The organism is Sphingomonas hylomeconis (assembly GCF_025370105.1).
GTDB classification, from domain to species: domain Bacteria; phylum Pseudomonadota; class Alphaproteobacteria; order Sphingomonadales; family Sphingomonadaceae; genus Sphingomonas; species Sphingomonas hylomeconis.
Map to the genome: position 1 here is coordinate 626,892 of NZ_JANQBK010000001.1, position 17,118 is coordinate 644,009.

Below are 17,118 nucleotides of genomic sequence, written 5' to 3' on the forward strand. Positions count from 1 at the left end.
AACGACATTCCCCTATGGGTGCCGGATGGCGAGCAACCTTCGCGACATGGATGATGGGATCCACCGGGATCCCGGCCTGCTGATCGCGCGCGCGGCGGCGGCGGACCTGCGCGGCCGGGCTCGGCTGGCGACGGCGATCGACGATTTCTTCCTGGCCAGCGACGGGCGGCTCGACGACCGCATTCGCGCGTCGATCCAGCAGACGCTGGCGGCGCTGGTGGCCACGATCGAGGCCGGCATCGCGACGCATGCCGCCCGGCTGTTGCTGGCGCGGGACGCGGTGCCGCTGGCGACGGCGCTGCAGCAGCCGGCACCATCGGTGCTCGATCGGCTGTCCGATGCCGGCCTGTTGCGCGACAGCGACCTGATGGCGGAGCTGATCGCGCGCGCGCGGCACGACCTGACCGCTGCGGCCTTGCCCGCCGAGGCCCCCAGCCAGGCCGATGCGCCGAGCCTGCTGGCGCGGCTGGCCAGCCACTCCGATGGGGTCGTGGCCAGCGCCGCCAACGCACTGTTCGCGGCCGAAGGCCGGCGGCACGGGCTGCTCGATGGCGTGGCGCAGAGCGACCTGCCGGCCGAACTGCACCACCGGCTGGTCTGGTGGGTCGCCGCGGCGCTGCGCGAGCGGATCCCCGTGCGCGACGATCTCGCTGCGCTGGATCGCGCGCTGGCCGAGGCGGCGGTGCGCAGCCTGACCGCGCATGACGAGGGCGAGCGGCTGGAAGCCGCGGCGATGCGGCTTGCCGCAGCCTATGATGCCGGGGCCGGCGAGCTACCCGATCTGTTGCTCGAGGCGCTGGGCGACCGTCGTCTTGCATTGTTCACCGCCTTGCTCGCGCAGGCGACGGGGCTGGGCTACGAGCAGGTGCGCGCGCTGACCACCGATCCGGACGGGGCCCTGTTGTGGCTGATGCTGCGCGCGCTCGAACTGGACCGGACGGCGATCGCCCGTATCGGCCTGGCGCTGTGCGAGGCGGATCCGCGCCGCGATCTCGAGGCGTTCGCCGCATCGCTCGACAGTATCATGGCGGTGCCGATCGATGACGCCTGGGCGGCGCTCGCACCGCTCAAACTTCATCCGGATTATCGCGCGGCGCTCGCCGCGCTGGCGGGAGCCCGTACGTGAACGCGCCCGAACTCGGCATGGCAGCGGTGCGCGGCCGGATCGATCCGCACGGTCGGCTGGTCGAGGCCGAGCAGCGGCTGATCGATCTCAACCAGCGCGCCGGCGGCCGGCTCGGCGAGCCGATCGCGATCCCGCAGATCGCCACGCTAGCGCGGCTCGCCGCGCGGCTCGGCATTCTGATCTCGCGCGGCGTGGTGGCCGGCGATGGCGATGGCGACGTCGACCTGTGGGTCAAGGCGGATCCCGATGCGCACGGCGTCCGGCTCGAGATCAGCGGCTGGCGGCTGCGCGCGGCGTGGCGACCGGCGGGCACGGACCACGACCGCGACGGCGATTTCGTGCGCAGCGGGGCCGACTGGCTGTGGGAATCGGATGCCGCGCTGCGCCTGACCTTCCTGTCGCCGACCGCGGGATCGCGGTTCGGCTTCGACGCCGCAGAGATGCTCGGCCAACCGCTGACCCGCCTGTTCGTGCTGGGCGAGGACATGGAGGGGGCGTTCCCGATCCTCGGCGGGCTCGCGATGCGACAGCGCTTCGACGACCAGCGCGCGACGATCCGCGGCACGAACCACAAGGTGCGGCTGGCGGCGATCCCGCGCACCGACCGCATCGGCATCTTCGCCGGCTTCATCGGCGCGGCGCACATGATCGAATCGCCACCGGAACCGGCACCGTTCCCGCCGGAAGAGGGGCTGCCAGGCGCGTTCGCCGTGCGGCTCGATGCCGCGCTGCGCACGCCGCTGGGGCGGATCATCGCCAATGCCGACAGCATCAACGCGCAGTCGGAAGGGCCGCTCAGGCAGGATTACGCCGATTATGCCGCGGATATCGCCAGCGCCGGGCGGCATCTGATGGGGCTGGTCGACGATCTGGTCGATCTGCAGGCGATCGAACGGCCCGATTTCGCGGTGCTCGCCGAAGCGCTCGACCTGGCCGACGTGACGCGGCGCGCTGCCGGGCTGCTCAGTGTGCGCGCGGGCGAAGCCAATGTCCGGATCGACAAGCCGGCGCCCGACGAGGAGCTGCCGGCGAGCGGCGAATTCCGCCGCGCGCTGCAGGTGCTGGTCAACCTGATCGGCAATGCGGTGCGCTATTCGCCGGAAGGCGGGATGGTGTGGATCCGCACCGAACGCGAGGGCGATCTCGCCGCGGTGATCGTCGCCGATCAGGGCAAGGGCATTGCGCAGGAGGATCAGGCGCGAATCTTCGAAAAGTTCGAGCGCGTCGATCCGCGCGAGCCGGGCGGCAGCGGGCTCGGCCTGTATATCGCGCGGCGGCTGGCGCGGGCGATGGGCGGGGACATCACCGTCGACAGCGCGCCGGGACAGGGCGCCCGGTTCGTGTTCACCTTGCCGTATCGCGGGTAGGGGCTTCTCCTTCTGAACACGCGCTTTTCCCCGGCGAAGGCCGGGGCCTGGTCGCGACGGTCGATGTGCTGCAGCACGACAAGGGCAAACCGGTTGTACGACCTCCTGCCCTTGCAGGCGCTATATGATGATGTCCGGTTTCAGTCGGAAAGGCGGACTGGCAGAAACTGCTTAGTTGAAGAGGTTTGCTGGTCGTCCCATTGCTTCCGCGCGCGAGTTATTCCACCATCACGACGATGTTCGATGACATTCCTACAAGAGCTTGGCTTTATATTGGCTTAGCTGCGGCTGCCTTCACACCCATGCGATACGTAGCTCGTCATTTTCAGAGCGCTCGTTCAGAGCGCGAAACTTTGCAGCCGCCCGCGGACACCAACTGGCGGTCGCCAGCAGTGCTGGCGCGCAGTGTTATCGCGCTTGTCCTGCTTTCTGTCCTCGCGGTCTTCATTGCGACGCCAGCCGCAGAGCGATTTGCAAAGTCGCCGAGCTTCCTACCAATCCTAATGGCGGCGGCAGGACTGTGGTCACTCTCAACGGTGGTGAAAGGTCACGTGTCTGGCGCGATTGAACCGATGGCGCGCGGAGCCAGCTGGATCTTTCACCGCGACGCTCAGCCAAAGCGGTTCTGGGCATCCATGGCGTGGAATGGGCTGTTAGGTGGCGCAATCCTGTTCTTCGCCTACCAGCTAATGCAAGACGGGCCGAAGCAAGTGCTTCGGGATAAATGTTACAACAGCACCGACTCTTTCCCCCAACAGGAAGCTTTGGCAGCGTGTAACAAGTTGCTTACAGATCTCGAAGGCGAGCGCAGAGCTGATTGGATCTTTGCCCGCGGCTCCGCCCATTACATGCTAAATGACTACGAGCAGGCACTTGCTGATTACCGCACTGCTGTCAGATTGAACCCTGAAAACTCGTCCGCCCATTTCAATATAGGACTTGTATATGAGCAGTTGGGCGACCGCCGCATGGCAAGCGAGGCCTACACTGCAGCCATCAAAGCAGATCCGAATAATGCCGAAGCGGCCGAACGGCGCCGCGTGATTTTCAGCGGACTGGACATAGTTAAGCCCTAGGCTGTGTTTATGTCCAAACCTCCGCTATCCACCAATTTTTGTCGTTCAGGACGTGCTTGGGCGATCAAGATGCCCGAAAGCCGACCGGCACCAAAAGCCCGATTGCATACATCGGATGATGTCGGCATTGTCTCCGAATGCGCTGGCGGTATAGCTATAGTTGGATAATCTTCATTGCTGGAAACGCTGCGATTGCCGCGGCAGTCGGTGAGTCTTGGTTACAGCGTGGCCTGATCTTTGCTTTTGCGGCTCTTCCAATCGGCATCTGGGGATGGTCCAAAGCACGGAACGACAACGTTTTCTAACAACCACAATCGGATGTTAGTCGCGGCTGGCCTAGGCTTCAAAAGCGGACCGTCCGCTTCCGCCCAATAGCGGACGTTGAGAGGAACGGCTACGAAGGGGCATGGCAGTCCGTCTATTCACCTTCGTTTGCGAGTTCAGGGGCACGACAGCAATCTCGCAGGTGATGGCGAGCGACGAGCGAGAAGCTGTTCCTGTCTGGACGGAGAGCCTTCTGGCCGAGAAGCCATTCGGACGTGCATCGACTTATCTTGCGAGGTCGGCGGCGCGCGGCGACACCAGCTTTATGCCTGTCGGGATCGTCGGCTTAGCAAACGTATGGTCTGTAACCGGGTTATGCGGCGGCGATCTGCTGCTCGCGGACATCGTTGAAACCGTCCTGCCGCCCAACGGCAGCTAAACACCATTAATAGACATTCGCAGCGAAGCGCTTGGCGGCTACGACAGCGCGAGCTACGCACGTGGCGAGTTCGTCTTCGGTGGTAGTGCAGCGACTGACTCCGATGTACTTCCCGCCGCGATCAAACTTGACCACGGTGAGCACTTTATTGCCTCGCTTAGGTGTGACCTGCTCGACAATGGCTCGTATCTGATAATCGCCGTCCCTCATCTCTATCTGCTCAGCTTCGGTTCGGAAGAGGGTAGCAAAGCTTTGGGTCAGCCCATCGTCGCCGCCTGTCCAGACGTCTAAAGATGGATGCTGCATTACATTAAGTAGAATAAGTAAAACGTATCCCATAACGTAGGCTAAGCGCTTCCATGTCCGCTTTCCACCACAGTCGGTCATTCCCTACCATTTTTTATGATGCTCCGGTTCAACCTCCGAAAAATCCTGTTCCACTACTGGGCCCCGGCCTTCGCCGGGGAAAGCGCGGCTGATGGGGTGATCTGCACACCGCCGGCGGCCTTGTCTTGCCGCCGGCCTGTCGGCAAAGATGCGGCATGAAGAAACTCACGCTCGCCGCTCTGCTGCTCCTCTCCGCCGCCCCATTGATCACCGCTCCATCGACCGCCGCACCGCGCGATCCGGTCGCCCCGATCCTGACCACGCCGGAGGCACGCGACGTACTGTCCTATGCGCGGCCGGAGATTGCCCGCGTCACGCATGTCGAGCTCGACTTGGTCGCCGATTTCGCGGCCAAGGAAATGCGCGGGACGGCGACGCTCGACCTTCTCGCCGCGCCCGGCGCGCGCGAGATCGTGCTCGACGACAAGGGGCTGGTGATCGAGCGGATCGCCGATGCGCGCGGCAAGCCGCTGCCGTGGAAGGTCGGCGCCGGCGAAGACTATAAGGGTGCGCCACTGACGGTGACGATCGGCGCGGCGCGCAAGATCGTCATCACTTATCGTTCGAAGCCCGATGCCAGCGCGCTCGGCTGGATGGCGCCGGCGCTGACCGCGGGCAAGAAGAAGCCGTTCCTGTTCAGCCAGGGCCAGGCGATCGAGACACGCAGCTGGATCCCGACGCAGGACAGCCCCGGGATCCGCCAGACCTGGGCGGCGACCATCACCGTGCCGGGCGACCTGATGGCGGTGATGAGCGGCGAACGGCTGACGCCGAAGGGCGTGGCGGTGGCCGGCGGGCGGAAGCGCTTCAGCTTCCGCATGGATCATGCCGTGCCGCCCTATCTGATCTCGCTGGCGGTCGGCGATCTGGCGTTCAAGCCGCTCGGCCCGCGCACCGGCGTCTATGCCGAGCCGGTGACGCTCGCCAAAGTGGCGCCCGAGCTCGACGATACCGAGCGGATGGTGACGGCGGCGGAGGGGCTGTACGGCCCGTATCGCTGGGGCCGCTACGACATGCTCGTGCTGCCGCCGAGCTTTCCCTATGGCGGCATGGAAAATCCGACGCTGACCTTCCTCACGCCGACGATGTTCACCGGCGACAAGGCCAATGTCGACGTCGTCGCGCACGAGCTGGCGCACAGCTGGTCGGGCAATCTGGTGACCAACGCGACCTGGTCGGATTCGTGGCTCAACGAAGGCTTCACGACCTATTTCGAGAACCGCATCGACGCGATCGTCTATGGCGAGGAGCGCGCCGCCGTGCTCGCCGACCTGTCGTGGGACGATCTGCAGCGCGACCTGAAGGAAGCCGCGCCGAGCGCGACGCGACTGCATGGCGGGCCGGAGGAACTGTCCGGCCAGCTGGCCTACACCAAGGGATCGACGTTCCTGCGCACGATCGAGCGGACCGTGGGGCGGCCGCGCTTCGACGCCTATCTCAAGGGCTATTTCGATCGTCATGCCTTCCAGCCGCAGACCACCGCCGGTTTCCTGCAGGATATCCGCGCCAATCTGATCAAGGGCGATGCGGCGCTGGAGGCCAAGCTGCAACTCGATCGCTGGTCGTACGAGGCCGGGCTGCCGGACAATGCGGTGCATGTGTCGTCGGCGACGCTGGCAGAGGTGGACAAGGCGATCGCGGCGGCCAAGGCAGGCGCGCCGATCGCGTCGATTGCGTTCGCCAAATGGGGAACGCAGGAGTGGCAGCGCTTCCTCAATGGCCTGCCGCGCACGCTGCCCGCCGCGCGGCTGGCGGAGCTGGATGCGACGATGAAGCTGTCGGCCTCGCCCAACGCCTATGTCCGATCGGCCTGGCTCGAGCTGGCGCTGGGCAATCGCTACCAGCCCGCGGTCGCCTCGGCCGAGGAATTCCTGCCACGGGTCGGGCGCATGCTGCTGATCCGGCCGGTGTATCGCGCGCTGGCGGCGCAGGGCGACTGGGGCATGCCGATCGCGCGGCGGATCTATGCCGGCGCGCGGCCGGTCTATCACCCGGTGACGGTGGCGATGGTGGATAAGTTGCTGAAATAGCCCCCGTCTGACCCGATCCCTTGCCGTCACCCCGGACTCGTTCCGGGGGCCACCGTGCCGCAAGCCATAAGCTGTCGATCCTGCGGGCCGGTGGACCCCGGAACAAGTCCGGGGTGACGAAGGAAGGTTTACGGGATCAGACGCTCGGCACGCAGCTCGGCGAACAGGTCGAAGAAGGCGTCGTCGGTCGGCTGGTAGGCGGTGAAGCCCAGGCGGCGGCTTTTCGACATGTCGGTCACCACCTCGATCGGGCGGCCGAGATCGGCGTCGGTGTGCCACGGCGAGGCCAGCCGCGACAGGTTCCGCTCGACCAGGCCGTCGCGTTCTGCGATCTGCCGCCACAGCGCCGCATCGTCCGCCATCTGCGTCTCCAGCGGCTGGACGCTGCCGTCGAACGGCGCCGCCGCGATGCCGAACCAGTCGGCGATGCGCGACCACATCCAGCTCCAGCGGAACACGTCGCCATTGACGATATTGAACGCCTCGTTCGCCGCCGCCGGCGTCGTCGCCGCCCACAGCAATTGCTGCGCGAGCTGGCGGGCGTCGGTCATGTCGGTGAGGCCGTCCCATTGCGCGGCCGAGCCCGGGAAGCGGAACGGGCGGCCGGTTTCCTTGCACAAGGTGGCATAGACGGCGAGCGTGGTGCCCATGTTCATGGCATTGCCGACCGCCTTGCCGATCACGGTGTGCGGGCGATGCACGCTCCAGGTGAAGCCGTCGCGCGCCGCCGCGGCGAACACCTCGTCTTCCTGCGCATAATAGAAATTCTCCACGTCGAGCCGGCCCTGTTCCTCGCGGAACGGGGTCTGCGGCAACGCGCCTTTGCCGTACGCCTCGAACGGCCCGAGATAATGTTTGAGCCCGGTGACCAAAGCGACATGGCGCGGGCCCTTGCTCGGGCGCAGGCCGTCGAGCAGGTTGCGGACCATCGCCGAATTCACGCGGATATTCTCCGCCTCGCTGTCCTGGCGCAGCCAGGTGGTGATGAACACCGCGTCGGGCGTGAGATCGGCCAGCGCCGCGGCGGTGGCGGCGGGGTCCAGCAGATCGGCGGCGACGCCGGTCACGCCGTCCTGCGCGGTCGGGCGCCGGGCGAGGCCGTGCACGGTCCAGCCCTGTTCGACCAACAGTTTCGAGGTCGCGCTGCCGACGATCCCGCTCGCGCCCACGACCAATGCGGTTCCGGCGCTGTTACTTCCAGCCATGTCTCTGCTCCAATAAGGTCCCTGCCATCTAGGCAGGGGCGGGGAAGGCTTCTAGACGGCACCAAATGGTGACCTAGGCACCGGGAGGTGACCGCGATGAACCCCGTTGACGACGACAACGACTGGCGCGAGGATTGTGCCCCGCGCCGCGTGCTCGACCTGTTCTCGACCAAATGGACCAGCATGATCCTGCACACGCTGCACGCGCGGCATCACGGCGCGGCGCGCGCCGGCGTGCTGCTGCGCTCGCTGCCGGGCATCTCCAAGAAGATGCTGACGCAGACGTTGCGCGACATGGAGGGGAGCGGGCTGGTCAGCCGTCACGTGCAGGAGATCATGCCGCCGGCGGTGGAATATCGGCTGACGGCGCTCGGCCAGCGTTTCGTCGCGCCGGTCGAGATGCTCTACGCCTGGGGGCGGGACAATGCCGATGCGCTCGACGCGATGGGCAGCCGGCCGACCACGCGGCGGCGCGGCGCCTGAGGCGCGCGCCGGAATTGGGTCAACCGACCCGTTCGAAATGCCCGGTGGCGAAATCTTCCTGCACCAGGACGACGATCCGCGCCGCCACCACGCCCGGCTCCTTGACCGACGCGGGATCCTCGCCGGGATAGGCGCGCTCGCGCATCTTGGTGCGTGTGGCACCCGGATCGAGGATCGCGGTGCGGATGTTGCTGATCCGCTCCATCTCCTCGCCATACGCCGCGACCAGCACCTCGAACGCCGCCTTGGAGGCGCCGTACAAGCCCCAATAGGCGCGCGGCGTGCGCCCGACGCTGGAGGTGATGCCGATCACCCGCGAACGCGGCGATTTGCGCAGCATCGGATCGAACGCCGCGATCAGCGCCGCCTGCGCGCTGACGTTGAGCGTCAGCACCTGCGCCAGTTCCTTGGCGTCGATCGACGGCACCGGCGTCAGGCTGCCGAGCATCCCGGCGTTGAGCACCATGATATCGAGCTGCGGCCAGCGCTCGCCGATCGCGACGCCGAGCCGGGCGATGCTGTCGGTTTCGGTCAGATCGAGCGGGGCGATGGTGGCCGAGCCGCCGGCGTCGAAGATCGCCGATTCGACGTCCTCCAGCCCCTTGGCGGTCCGCGCGGTGAGCACGACATGCGCGCCGGCCGCGGCGAGCGCCTTGGCGGTGGCGGCGCCGATGCCCCGGCTGGCGCCGGTGACGAGCGCGATCTGGTTGGCGAGGGGGAGGTCGGTCATCGTTCTTCCTTCGTCACCCCGGATTTAGTCCGGGGTCCACCGTGCCGCAAAAAGCAATGGCTGCGGCGTTTGCACCACGGTGGATGCCGGAACAAGCCCGGCATGACGGGGCAGGGGCAGGGATCAGATCATCCGCTCGGCGAGCAGCGCGAACTGGTCGATCTGCACGACATCGTCCTGATCGGTCAGCTTGGTCGGATAATCGCCGGTGAAGCAGGCGTCGCAATGGCTTGGCCGGATCGCGTTGCGCTGCGGCTCGCCGAGTGCCTTGTACAGCCCGTCGATCGAGACGAACGCCAGGCTGTCGGCCTGGATATAGGTGTTCATCTCCTCGATGTTCATGTTCGCCGCGAGCAGCTTGGCGCGTTCCGGCGTGTCGACGCCGTAGAAGCACGAATGACGCGTCGGCGGGCTGGCGATGCGCATATGCACTTCCGCCGCGCCGGCATCGCGCATCATCTGCACGATCTTCAGGCTCGTCGTGCCACGGACGATCGAATCGTCGATCAGCACGATCTTCTTGCCCTTGATCAGCGCGCGATTGGCATTGTGCTTGAGCTTCACGCCGAGGTGACGGACCTCGTTGTTCGGCTGGATGAAGGTACGGCCGACATAATGCGAGCGGATGATGCCGAGCTCGAACGGGATGCCCGATTGTTGTGCGTAGCCCAGCGCGGCGGGCGTGCCCGAATCCGGCACGGGGATGACGAGATCGGCATCGACCGGGCTCTCGATCGCCAGTTGCGCGCCGATCGCCTTGCGCACCGTATAGACGCTCTGATCGTCCGAGATCGAATCCGGCCGCGAGAAATAGACGAATTCGAAGATGCAAGGGCGCGGCGCGACGGGCGCGAACGGGCGGTGCGAGGTGACCTGGTCGCCCTTGACGATGACCAGTTCGCCCGGATCGATCGAGCGCACGAATTCCGCGCCGCAGACGTCGAGCGCGACGGTTTCCGAGGCGAAGATCACGGCATTGCCGAGCTTGCCCATCACCAGCGGGCGGATGCCGAGCGGATCGCGGCAGGCGATCATGCCCTCGGGCGTCATCACGATCAGCGAATAGGCGCCCTCGACCTGCTTCAGCGCATCGATGAACTTGTCGACCACAGTGCGATAATTGCTCGTCGCGACGAGGTGGATGATCGTCTCGGTATCGCTGGTCGACTGGAAGATCGAGCCGCGCCGCACGAGATCGCGCCGGATGCGCATCGCGTTCGAGATATTGCCGTTATGCGCGATGGCGAAGCCGCCGCTGGCCAGATCGGCGTAGAGCGGCTGGACGTTGCGCAGCGCCGTCTCACCCGTCGTCGAATAGCGCACATGGCCGCAGGCTACGGTGCCGCGCAGCGCGAAGATCACGTCGTCGCGGTCGAAATTGCCCGCGACATGGCCCATCGCGCGATGCGTGTGGAACTCCTGGCCGTCGAAGCTGGTGATGCCGGCCGCCTCCTGGCCGCGGTGCTGCAGCGCGTGCAGCCCCAGGGCAACGAGCGCGGCCGCGCCCTCGCTGCCGGAAACACCGAACACGCCGCACTCTTCGCGCAGCTTGTCATCGTCATAGGGATTGGTTGTCAGCATGGCGCCCTTTGGGGGTGGGTAGCGTCGCGCTGGCATATAGGGAGGCGATCCGGCTTTGTCGCGCTTTTGTAAGATTTGGCGGGAGCAATCCGTCGCATCGCCCGTTTTCGGCGGATTAGCGGAGGAGATCGGCATGGCCAAGGATCACGGGCCGAGCGTCAAGGACGACAAATTGTACGAGGATCTGCGCCGGGACGGTGCGTCGCCGGAGAAAGCGGCGCGAATCGCCAATGCCAAGGCGGCGGGTACGCTGAAGGCCGGCGGCGGCAAGCTGGAGGAGCGGACCAAGGCGGACCTGATGAAGGAAGCGCGCGAGATCGGCATCGCGGGGCGGTCGACGATGGACAAGGCGGCGTTGGTGAAGGCGATCCGCAAGGGGTAACTGCTCCCCTCCCTGGAAGGGAGGGGCTGGGGGTGGGTAGAGGCCGGGTGTACGGCAACGTCATACCCGGACCCGCCGTATCGCGTCCATCCACCCACCCCCGGCCCCTCCCTTGCAGGGAGGGGAGAAAGTAGCGCGTCCCGTCATCCCAGCGAAAGCTGGGATCTTTGTGGGTCAGGCGCCGCCCTTCCCCCATGGATATCCCAGCATGCGCTGGGATGACGGCGTTGCGTTGGGGTAGTAGGAGGGGCCATGACCGACCCCCGCGACACCGGCCTGGTGCTGAACCCCAAATACGACGCCGCCGGCCTGATCACCGCTGTCGCCACCGATCGCACCAGCGGCGAGCTGCTGATGCTCGCGCATATGAACGCCGAGGCGCTCGCCGCGACGATCGCTACGCGCGAGGCGCATTTCTGGTCGCGCAGCCGCGGCGCGCTGTGGAAGAAGGGCGAGAGTTCCGGCCATGTGCTGCACGTCGCCGAGATCCGCATCGATTGCGATCAGGATGCGGTATGGCTGATCGTCGATGCCGCTGGCCCGGCCTGCCACACCGGCGCGCGCAGCTGTTTCTTCCGCCGGATCGACGGGGACGCGCTGAGCCCGGTGGCATGAGGCGAGCAGTGCTCGCGCTGCTGCTGCTCGGCGCCTGTGCGCAGCAGCCGGCGGCCGCGCCGTCGCCGCGCCCCACGCCTGCCGCCGGACTCGAGGCGGCGGCAATCGAGGCCGGGCTGGTGACCGATCCGGCCAGCACGGACCTAACCGGCCTGTACGCGCGCGACACCGACCGGCTGTGCATCGTGCCGGCGGCAACCGATTATCGCATCGGCGTGTCGATCGATTACGGCGAGGACCAATATTGTTCGGGGAGCGGCACGGTGGCGCGGGCCGGCGAGACGCTCAAAGTCGACTTTCCCGGCGCGCCGGGCTGCACGTTCGCGGCGCGCTTCGACGGCGATCGCATCGCCTTTCCCGGGCGCGTGCCGGAGGCCTGCCAGACCCTGTGCCGCAAGCGCGCCTCGATCGCCGCATTGGGCGTCGACCGGCTGAGCGATTCCACCGCCGAAGCCTCCACGCTGCGCGATGCCAAGGGGCGGCTGCTGTGCAGCACGGGCGGTTGACGTTCACGTAAACGGAATTACATATGGGGTCATGTCGAACACGGATTATGCCCCCGCCTATGTGGTCGTCCCGCCGGCCGACGATCGCGCGCATTTTTCGATTTCCGATCTCTCGGCCGAATTCGACGTCACGGCGCGCGCGCTGCGCTTCTACGAAGACGAAGGCTTGATCGCCCCCGAGCGTCGCGGCACGGCGCGGATCTATTCGCATCGCGATCGCGCGCGGCTGGCCTGGATCCTGCGCGGCAAGCGCGTCGGCTTTTCGCTCACCGAAATCCGCGAGATGATCGATCTCTACGATCTCGGCGACGGTCGCAAGGCGCAGCGCGAAGTGACGATCGACCGCTGCCGTGAGCGGATCCGGCTGCTCGATTCGCAGAAGCGCGATATCGATGCGGCCATCGCCGAACTGACCGATTTCATCGCCGTCATCGCCCAAACAAAGAACGCCTGAAGGAACCATCATGCCCCAGTTCACGCCCCCGGTGCGCGACACCCGCTTCGTCCTCGAGCATGTCATCGGGCTCGCCGATCACGCCGCGCTGCCCGGCTTCCAGAATGCCACGCCCGACGTGGTCGATGCCGTGCTCGACGAAGGCGGCAAGTTCGTCGCCGAAGTCCTGTTCCCGCTCAATGCCAGTGGCGACCAGGAAGGCTGCACACGGCACGAGGACGGATCGGTCACTACGCCCAAGGGCTTCAAGGAAGCTTATACGCAGTTCGTCGAATCGGGCTGGGGCACGCTGTCCGGTCCGGAGGAATTCGGCGGACAAGGCATGCCGCACGTCATCTCGATGGCGTTCCAGGAATATATGATCTCGGCCAACATGGCGTTCGCCATGTATCCCGGCCTGACGCACGGCGCGACCGCGGCGCTGCTGGTCAAGGGCACGGACGCGCAGAAGGCGATGTACGTCCCCAACATGGTCAGCGGGAAGTGGGGCGGCACGATGAACCTCACCGAGCCGCAGTGCGGCACCGATCTCGGCCTGATCCGCACCCGCGCCGAGCCGCAGGCCGATGGCAGCTATGCCATCACCGGCACCAAGATCTTCATCTCGAGCGGCGAGCATGACCTGACCGAGAACATCATCCATCTCGTGCTCGCAAAGACCCCGGGCGCGCCGGAAAGCTCGAAGGGCATCTCGCTGTTCGTAGTGCCCAAGTTCATCGTCAACGAAGACGGGTCGCTCGGCGCGCGCAACGCGCTCAGCTGCGGGTCGATCGAGCATAAAATGGGCATCCACGCCAATTCGACCTGCGTGATGAACTATGACGGCGCCACCGGCTGGCTGGTCGGCGAGGAGATGAAGGGCCTCGCTGCGATGTTCATCATGATGAACGCGGCGCGCCTCGGCGTGGGCCTGCAGGGCCTGGGCATCGCCGAAGTGGCGTATCAGAATGCGGTGCAATATGCGCAGGATCGCCGCCAGGGCCGCGCGCTGACCGGCCCCAAGGAGCCGAACGAGAAGGCGGACACGCTGTTCGTCCATCCCGACGTGCGCCGCATGCTGATGGAAGCCAAGGCGATGACCGAAGGCTTGCGCGCGCTGTGCCTGTGGGTCGCGGTGCAGGCCGATCTCGAGCACGCCGCGCCGACCGACGAGGAGAAGCAGCTGGCGGGCGATCTGCTCGGCCTGCTGACGCCGGTGATCAAGGGCTATGGCACCGACAAGGGCTATGAGATCGCGACCAACGCGCAGCAGGTCTATGGCGGCCACGGCTATATCGCCGAATGGGGCATGGAGCAGTATGTCCGCGATGCGCGCATCGCGATGATCTACGAAGGCACCAACGGCGTGCAGGCGATGGATCTGGTCGGCCGCAAGCTGGCCTCCAACGGCGGCCGTGCGGTGCAGGCGTTCTTCAAGCTGGTCGGCGAGGATGTCGCCGCGGCCAAGGCGGTGCCGGAAACCGCGGCGTTCGCCGAGGCGCTGGAAAAGGCCAGTGGCCAGCTGCAGGCGGCGACGATGTGGTTCATGCAGAACGGCATGCAGAACCCGGACAATGTCGGCGCCGGCGCCTATAGCTATATGCAGATCATGGGGCTGGTCTCGACCGGGCTGATGTGGCTGCGCATGGCTTCGGCGGCGGTCAAGCTGAAGGCGGCAGGCGAGGGCGATGCCGCTTTCCTCGACGCCAAGCTGATGACCGCGCGCTTCTTCGCCGAGCGCATCCTGCCGGATGCAGGCGCGCTGCGCCGCAAGATCGAGGGCGGCAGCGAATCGCTGATGGCGCTCCCGGTCGAGGCATTCCTGGCGGCGTAAACCGCGCACCTTCCCCGGCGATGGCCGGGGAAGGGCTGGCTGTTCTAGGCGGTCGGCAGCACGACGCCATCGAGCGCCAGCCAGCCGGCCATCCGCTCGAGTTCGATCGTCAGCCGGTCGCGCGTGTCGGGCGGCGCGCCCGGCTCAAGATGGATGCGGTGCGCCAGCAAGCGGCCGTTCTGGCGATCGGCCTTGAGATCGACGCGCGCGACCAGCGCGTCGTCGAGCAGCAACGGCAGCACGTAATAGCCGTGCACGCGTTTCTCCGCCGGGACGTAGATCTCGATGCGGTAGCGGAAACCGAACAGCCGTTCGGCGCGGTCGCGTTCCCAGATCAGCGGGTCGAACGGGGCGAGGAGCGCGGCACCCTCGATCCGGCGCGGGCGGCGCGCGTCGCGGTGGAAATAGGCGGTCTTGGGCCAGCCGGCGACCTGCGTGGGGAGCAGCACGCCTGCCTCGACCAGATCGGCCACGGCGCTGCGCGTCTCGACGACGCCGAGCCGGAAATAATCGCGCAGGTCGGTCTCGGTGGCGACGCCCATCGCGATCGCCGCGCGCTCGACCAGTGCGCGGTGGGCATCTTCCTCGGACGGGGTGGGCAGGGCGAGGATCGCCGGCGGGATGACACGGTCGGTGAGGTCGTAGACACGCTCGAAGCTGCGCCGCCGCGTCGCCGTGGTGATATGGCCGGCCCAGAACAGCCATTCCAGCGCACGCTTGGTATCCCCCCAGGCCCACCAGCCGGTGCCGCTTCTGCCTTCGGTGAAATCGGACGCGGCGAGCGGGCCGTCGGCACGGAGGCGGTCGAGGATCAGCTGTGCCTCGGCGCGTCCTTCGGTGGCGTAGCGCCGCATCGCCGCCCAGCCATAGTCGCCGCGATCGGCGCGGGCCATGCGCCAGCGCAGCAGCGGGTGCAGCTCGAGCGGCAGCAAAGAGGCTTCGTGCGCCCAATATTCGAACAGCCGGCGCTCGCTCTTGCGGCCCCAGGCGGCGCGATCGAGCAAGGTGCGGTCATAGCTGCCGAGGCGCGAGAAGGCGGGCAGGTAATGCGCGCGGGACAGGACGTTGACGCTGTCGATCTGGTGCAGCGCAAGCCGCGCGATGGTACGGCGCATCTGGGCCTGATCGACGCGTGCCGGATGCGGCTGGCCGAAGCCCTGCGCGGCGAGCGCGATGCGCCGCGCCTGGGGGAGGGAGAGCGTGTCGCTCAGGAATTTTCCGCCCGGTAGGCGGCGCGGTCGGCGGCATGGGCATAGTCCTCTGCCGCGCGGCGCGCGGCCGGATCCTTGAACGCGACGGCGGGATCGGGCGCGTCGCCGAGCGCGTGGAGCAGCGACCAGAGCGCGAAGCGGCGGCCGGGCTCCTTCTCCACGCCGAACGCGGTGCCGAGCTTTTCGACGCCGTGTTCGAACCCGGCATCGTCGAGCGTGGTCAGATCGGTGGTGCCGAAATAATGCTGCAGCAGGATGTCGAGCTCCATCAGGCGAGATCCTCGCCCGGCAGCGTCTCGGTATCGATCTGCGCCTGCATCGCCGCGGCATAGCGGGCGCCGCGGATCGCGCCGGGGGCGAAGATCGCATCGATCTCGGCGAAGATGTCCTCGGGCAGAGCCATGGTCGCGGCGGCGACGTCTTCCTCGAGATGGCGGATGCTGCGCGTGCCGGGGATCGGGATGATGTGCTCGCCCCTGGCCAGCGTCCAGGCGATCGACAATTGCGCGGGCGTCATGCCGTGCCGCGCGGCGAGCGCGTCATAGGCGTCGACCGCCTGCAGATTGTGCGTCAGGTTGGGCTCGGTGAAGCGCGGCATCTGCGCGCGGATATCGTGCGCCGCATAATCGGCCTTGCGCACTGCGCCGGCGAGCAGGCCGCGCGCGACGGGGGAGAAGGCGACGAAGGCGATGCCGAGTTCCCGGCAGGCGTCGAGCACGGCGAGCTCGGGATTGCGCACGACCGGCGAATATTCGCTCTGCACGGCGGCGATCGGATGCACCGCCTGCGCGCGGCGGATCGTGGCGGCGGACATTTCGGACAGGCCGATCGCGCCGATCTTGCCCGCTTCCTTGAGCCGTACCAGCGCGCCGACCGACTCCTCGATCGGCACCTTTTTGTCGAGCCGGTGGAGATAGACGAGCGCGATATGATCGGTGCCGAGTCGATCGAGCGATCCTTCGACAGTGCGGGTGATGGCGTCGGGCGCGCCGTTCAGCGAGCGTTTGCCGTCGACGAAATCGAGCACGCATTTGGTGGTGAGCGTGACGGGTTCGCTGCGCGTGGCGAGCGCCTTGGCGACCAGGCGTTCGTTGTCGCCGAGGCCGTAGAGCGCAGCGGTGTCGAACAGGGTGATGCCGAGATCGACCGCGCGGTGGAGCAGCGCGATCGCGTCCGCCTCTTGCGGCGGGACGCCGTACGCATGGTTCAGGTTCATGCAGCCGAGGCCGATCGACGACACGGTGTAAGGGCCGAGCGCGCGGGTGGGGAGAAGGGTCATGCGGGTGGCCTAATGGGGCAGGGTGGTCGGGGCAAGGATGGTTGGTTCGGGCTGGCGCGCGATCATTGCTCAAACGATGCGTCACCCCGGACTTGTTCCGGGGTCCACCCTGCCGGGTATCACACGCTTGAGCGTAACCGGCACAGTGGACCCCGGAACAAGTCCGGGGT

18 protein-coding genes are annotated in these 17,118 nt (G+C 66.7%); 11 read left to right on the forward strand and 7 right to left on the reverse strand.

All coding sequences use genetic code 11. The annotated features are described in order from the left end of the window. Positions 1–25: 25 nt before the first annotated feature. From NV401_RS03100 to NV401_RS03115, 4 genes are all read left to right on the forward strand, one after another. The gene (locus tag NV401_RS03100) at positions 26–1,126 is read left to right on the forward strand and encodes a DUF2336 domain-containing protein (RefSeq protein WP_261292904.1); all 1,101 of its coding nucleotides are present in this window, start codon (positions 26–28) and stop codon (positions 1,124–1,126) included. Further along, positions 1,123–2,493 (forward strand): sensor histidine kinase, encoded by a 1,371-nt coding sequence (locus tag NV401_RS03105; protein WP_380817083.1) that lies wholly within the window; start codon positions 1,123–1,125, stop codon positions 2,491–2,493. Before NV401_RS03100 ends, NV401_RS03105 begins: the two co-directional genes overlap by 4 nt. A 236-nt stretch (positions 2,494–2,729) precedes the next feature. Continuing rightward, complete coding sequence (locus NV401_RS03110; protein WP_261292905.1) at positions 2,730–3,569, forward strand: tetratricopeptide repeat protein; 840 nt, start codon at positions 2,730–2,732, stop codon at positions 3,567–3,569. Between the two features lie 469 nt (positions 3,570–4,038). Further along, complete coding sequence (locus NV401_RS03115) at positions 4,039–4,272, forward strand: hypothetical protein (protein WP_261292906.1); 234 nt, start codon at positions 4,039–4,041, stop codon at positions 4,270–4,272. A gap of 6 nt (positions 4,273–4,278) precedes the next feature. On the opposite strand, the gene NV401_RS03120 is transcribed toward NV401_RS03115, so the two are convergent. Beyond that, positions 4,279–4,578, reverse strand: a complete 300-nt coding sequence (locus NV401_RS03120) for a hypothetical protein (protein WP_261292907.1) — start codon at positions 4,576–4,578, stop codon at positions 4,279–4,281. A 236-nt stretch (positions 4,579–4,814) separates the two neighbouring features. Between NV401_RS03120 and NV401_RS03125 the strand changes: the two genes are divergently transcribed. Continuing rightward, positions 4,815–6,689: a M1 family metallopeptidase gene (locus NV401_RS03125; RefSeq protein WP_261292908.1), complete on the forward strand. Its 1,875-nt coding sequence runs from the start codon at positions 4,815–4,817 to the stop codon at positions 6,687–6,689. 128 nt (positions 6,690–6,817) lie between these two features. Here the strand turns inward: NV401_RS03125 and NV401_RS03130 are convergent, their stop codons facing one another. After that, positions 6,818–7,894: an SDR family oxidoreductase gene (locus NV401_RS03130; RefSeq protein WP_261292909.1), complete on the reverse strand. Its 1,077-nt coding sequence runs from the start codon at positions 7,892–7,894 to the stop codon at positions 6,818–6,820. 96 nt (positions 7,895–7,990) lie between these two features. On the opposite strand from NV401_RS03130, the gene NV401_RS03135 reads away from it, so the two are divergent. Continuing rightward, the gene (locus NV401_RS03135) at positions 7,991–8,377 is read left to right on the forward strand and encodes a winged helix-turn-helix transcriptional regulator (protein ID WP_261292910.1); all 387 of its coding nucleotides are present in this window, start codon (positions 7,991–7,993) and stop codon (positions 8,375–8,377) included. A 19-nt stretch (positions 8,378–8,396) separates the two neighbouring features. Here NV401_RS03135 and NV401_RS03140 read toward each other — a convergent pair whose 3' ends face one another. Together NV401_RS03140 and purF are read right to left on the reverse strand one after the other, a co-directional pair. Further along, positions 8,397–9,107: an SDR family NAD(P)-dependent oxidoreductase gene (locus NV401_RS03140; protein ID WP_261292911.1), complete on the reverse strand. Its 711-nt coding sequence runs from the start codon at positions 9,105–9,107 to the stop codon at positions 8,397–8,399. A gap of 123 nt (positions 9,108–9,230) precedes the next feature. Then, complete coding sequence (gene purF, locus NV401_RS03145) at positions 9,231–10,688, reverse strand: amidophosphoribosyltransferase (RefSeq protein WP_261292912.1); 1,458 nt, start codon at positions 10,686–10,688, stop codon at positions 9,231–9,233. A gap of 133 nt (positions 10,689–10,821) precedes the next feature. Here purF and NV401_RS03150 point away from each other — a divergent pair, with 133 nt between their 5' ends. The 5 genes from NV401_RS03150 to NV401_RS03170 all read left to right on the forward strand — a co-directional run bounded on the left by NV401_RS03150 (position 10,822) and on the right by NV401_RS03170 (position 14,458). Beyond that, complete coding sequence (locus NV401_RS03150; RefSeq protein WP_261292913.1) at positions 10,822–11,070, forward strand: DUF7218 family protein; 249 nt, start codon at positions 10,822–10,824, stop codon at positions 11,068–11,070. Between the two features lie 252 nt (positions 11,071–11,322). After that, entirely contained in the window at positions 11,323–11,685 is a 363-nt protein-coding gene (gene hisI, locus NV401_RS03155) for a phosphoribosyl-AMP cyclohydrolase (protein ID WP_261292914.1), read from the forward strand. Then, positions 11,682–12,191 (forward strand): hypothetical protein, encoded by a 510-nt coding sequence (locus tag NV401_RS03160; RefSeq protein ID WP_261292915.1) that lies wholly within the window; start codon positions 11,682–11,684, stop codon positions 12,189–12,191. Before hisI ends, NV401_RS03160 begins: the two co-directional genes overlap by 4 nt. A 31-nt stretch (positions 12,192–12,222) precedes the next feature. Beyond that, positions 12,223–12,645 carry a MerR family transcriptional regulator gene (locus NV401_RS03165; RefSeq protein WP_261292916.1) on the forward strand — a complete coding sequence of 141 codons (423 nt, stop codon included), beginning with the start codon at positions 12,223–12,225 and terminating at the stop codon, positions 12,643–12,645. A gap of 10 nt (positions 12,646–12,655) precedes the next feature. Next, complete coding sequence (locus tag NV401_RS03170) at positions 12,656–14,458, forward strand: acyl-CoA dehydrogenase C-terminal domain-containing protein (protein ID WP_261292917.1); 1,803 nt, start codon at positions 12,656–12,658, stop codon at positions 14,456–14,458. 44 nt (positions 14,459–14,502) lie between these two features. On the opposite strand, the gene NV401_RS03175 is transcribed toward NV401_RS03170, so the two are convergent. From NV401_RS03175 to NV401_RS03185, 3 genes are all read right to left on the reverse strand, one after another. Beyond that, complete coding sequence (locus NV401_RS03175; protein ID WP_261292918.1) at positions 14,503–15,573, reverse strand: winged helix-turn-helix domain-containing protein; 1,071 nt, start codon at positions 15,571–15,573, stop codon at positions 14,503–14,505. A gap of 92 nt (positions 15,574–15,665) precedes the next feature. Beyond that, positions 15,666–15,938: a hypothetical protein gene (locus NV401_RS03180; RefSeq protein ID WP_261292919.1), complete on the reverse strand. Its 273-nt coding sequence runs from the start codon at positions 15,936–15,938 to the stop codon at positions 15,666–15,668. Next, entirely contained in the window at positions 15,938–16,948 is a 1,011-nt protein-coding gene (locus NV401_RS03185; RefSeq protein WP_261292920.1) for an aldo/keto reductase, read from the reverse strand. The genes NV401_RS03180 and NV401_RS03185 overlap by 1 nt, the downstream gene beginning before the upstream one ends. Positions 16,949–17,118: the final 170 nt, after the last annotated feature.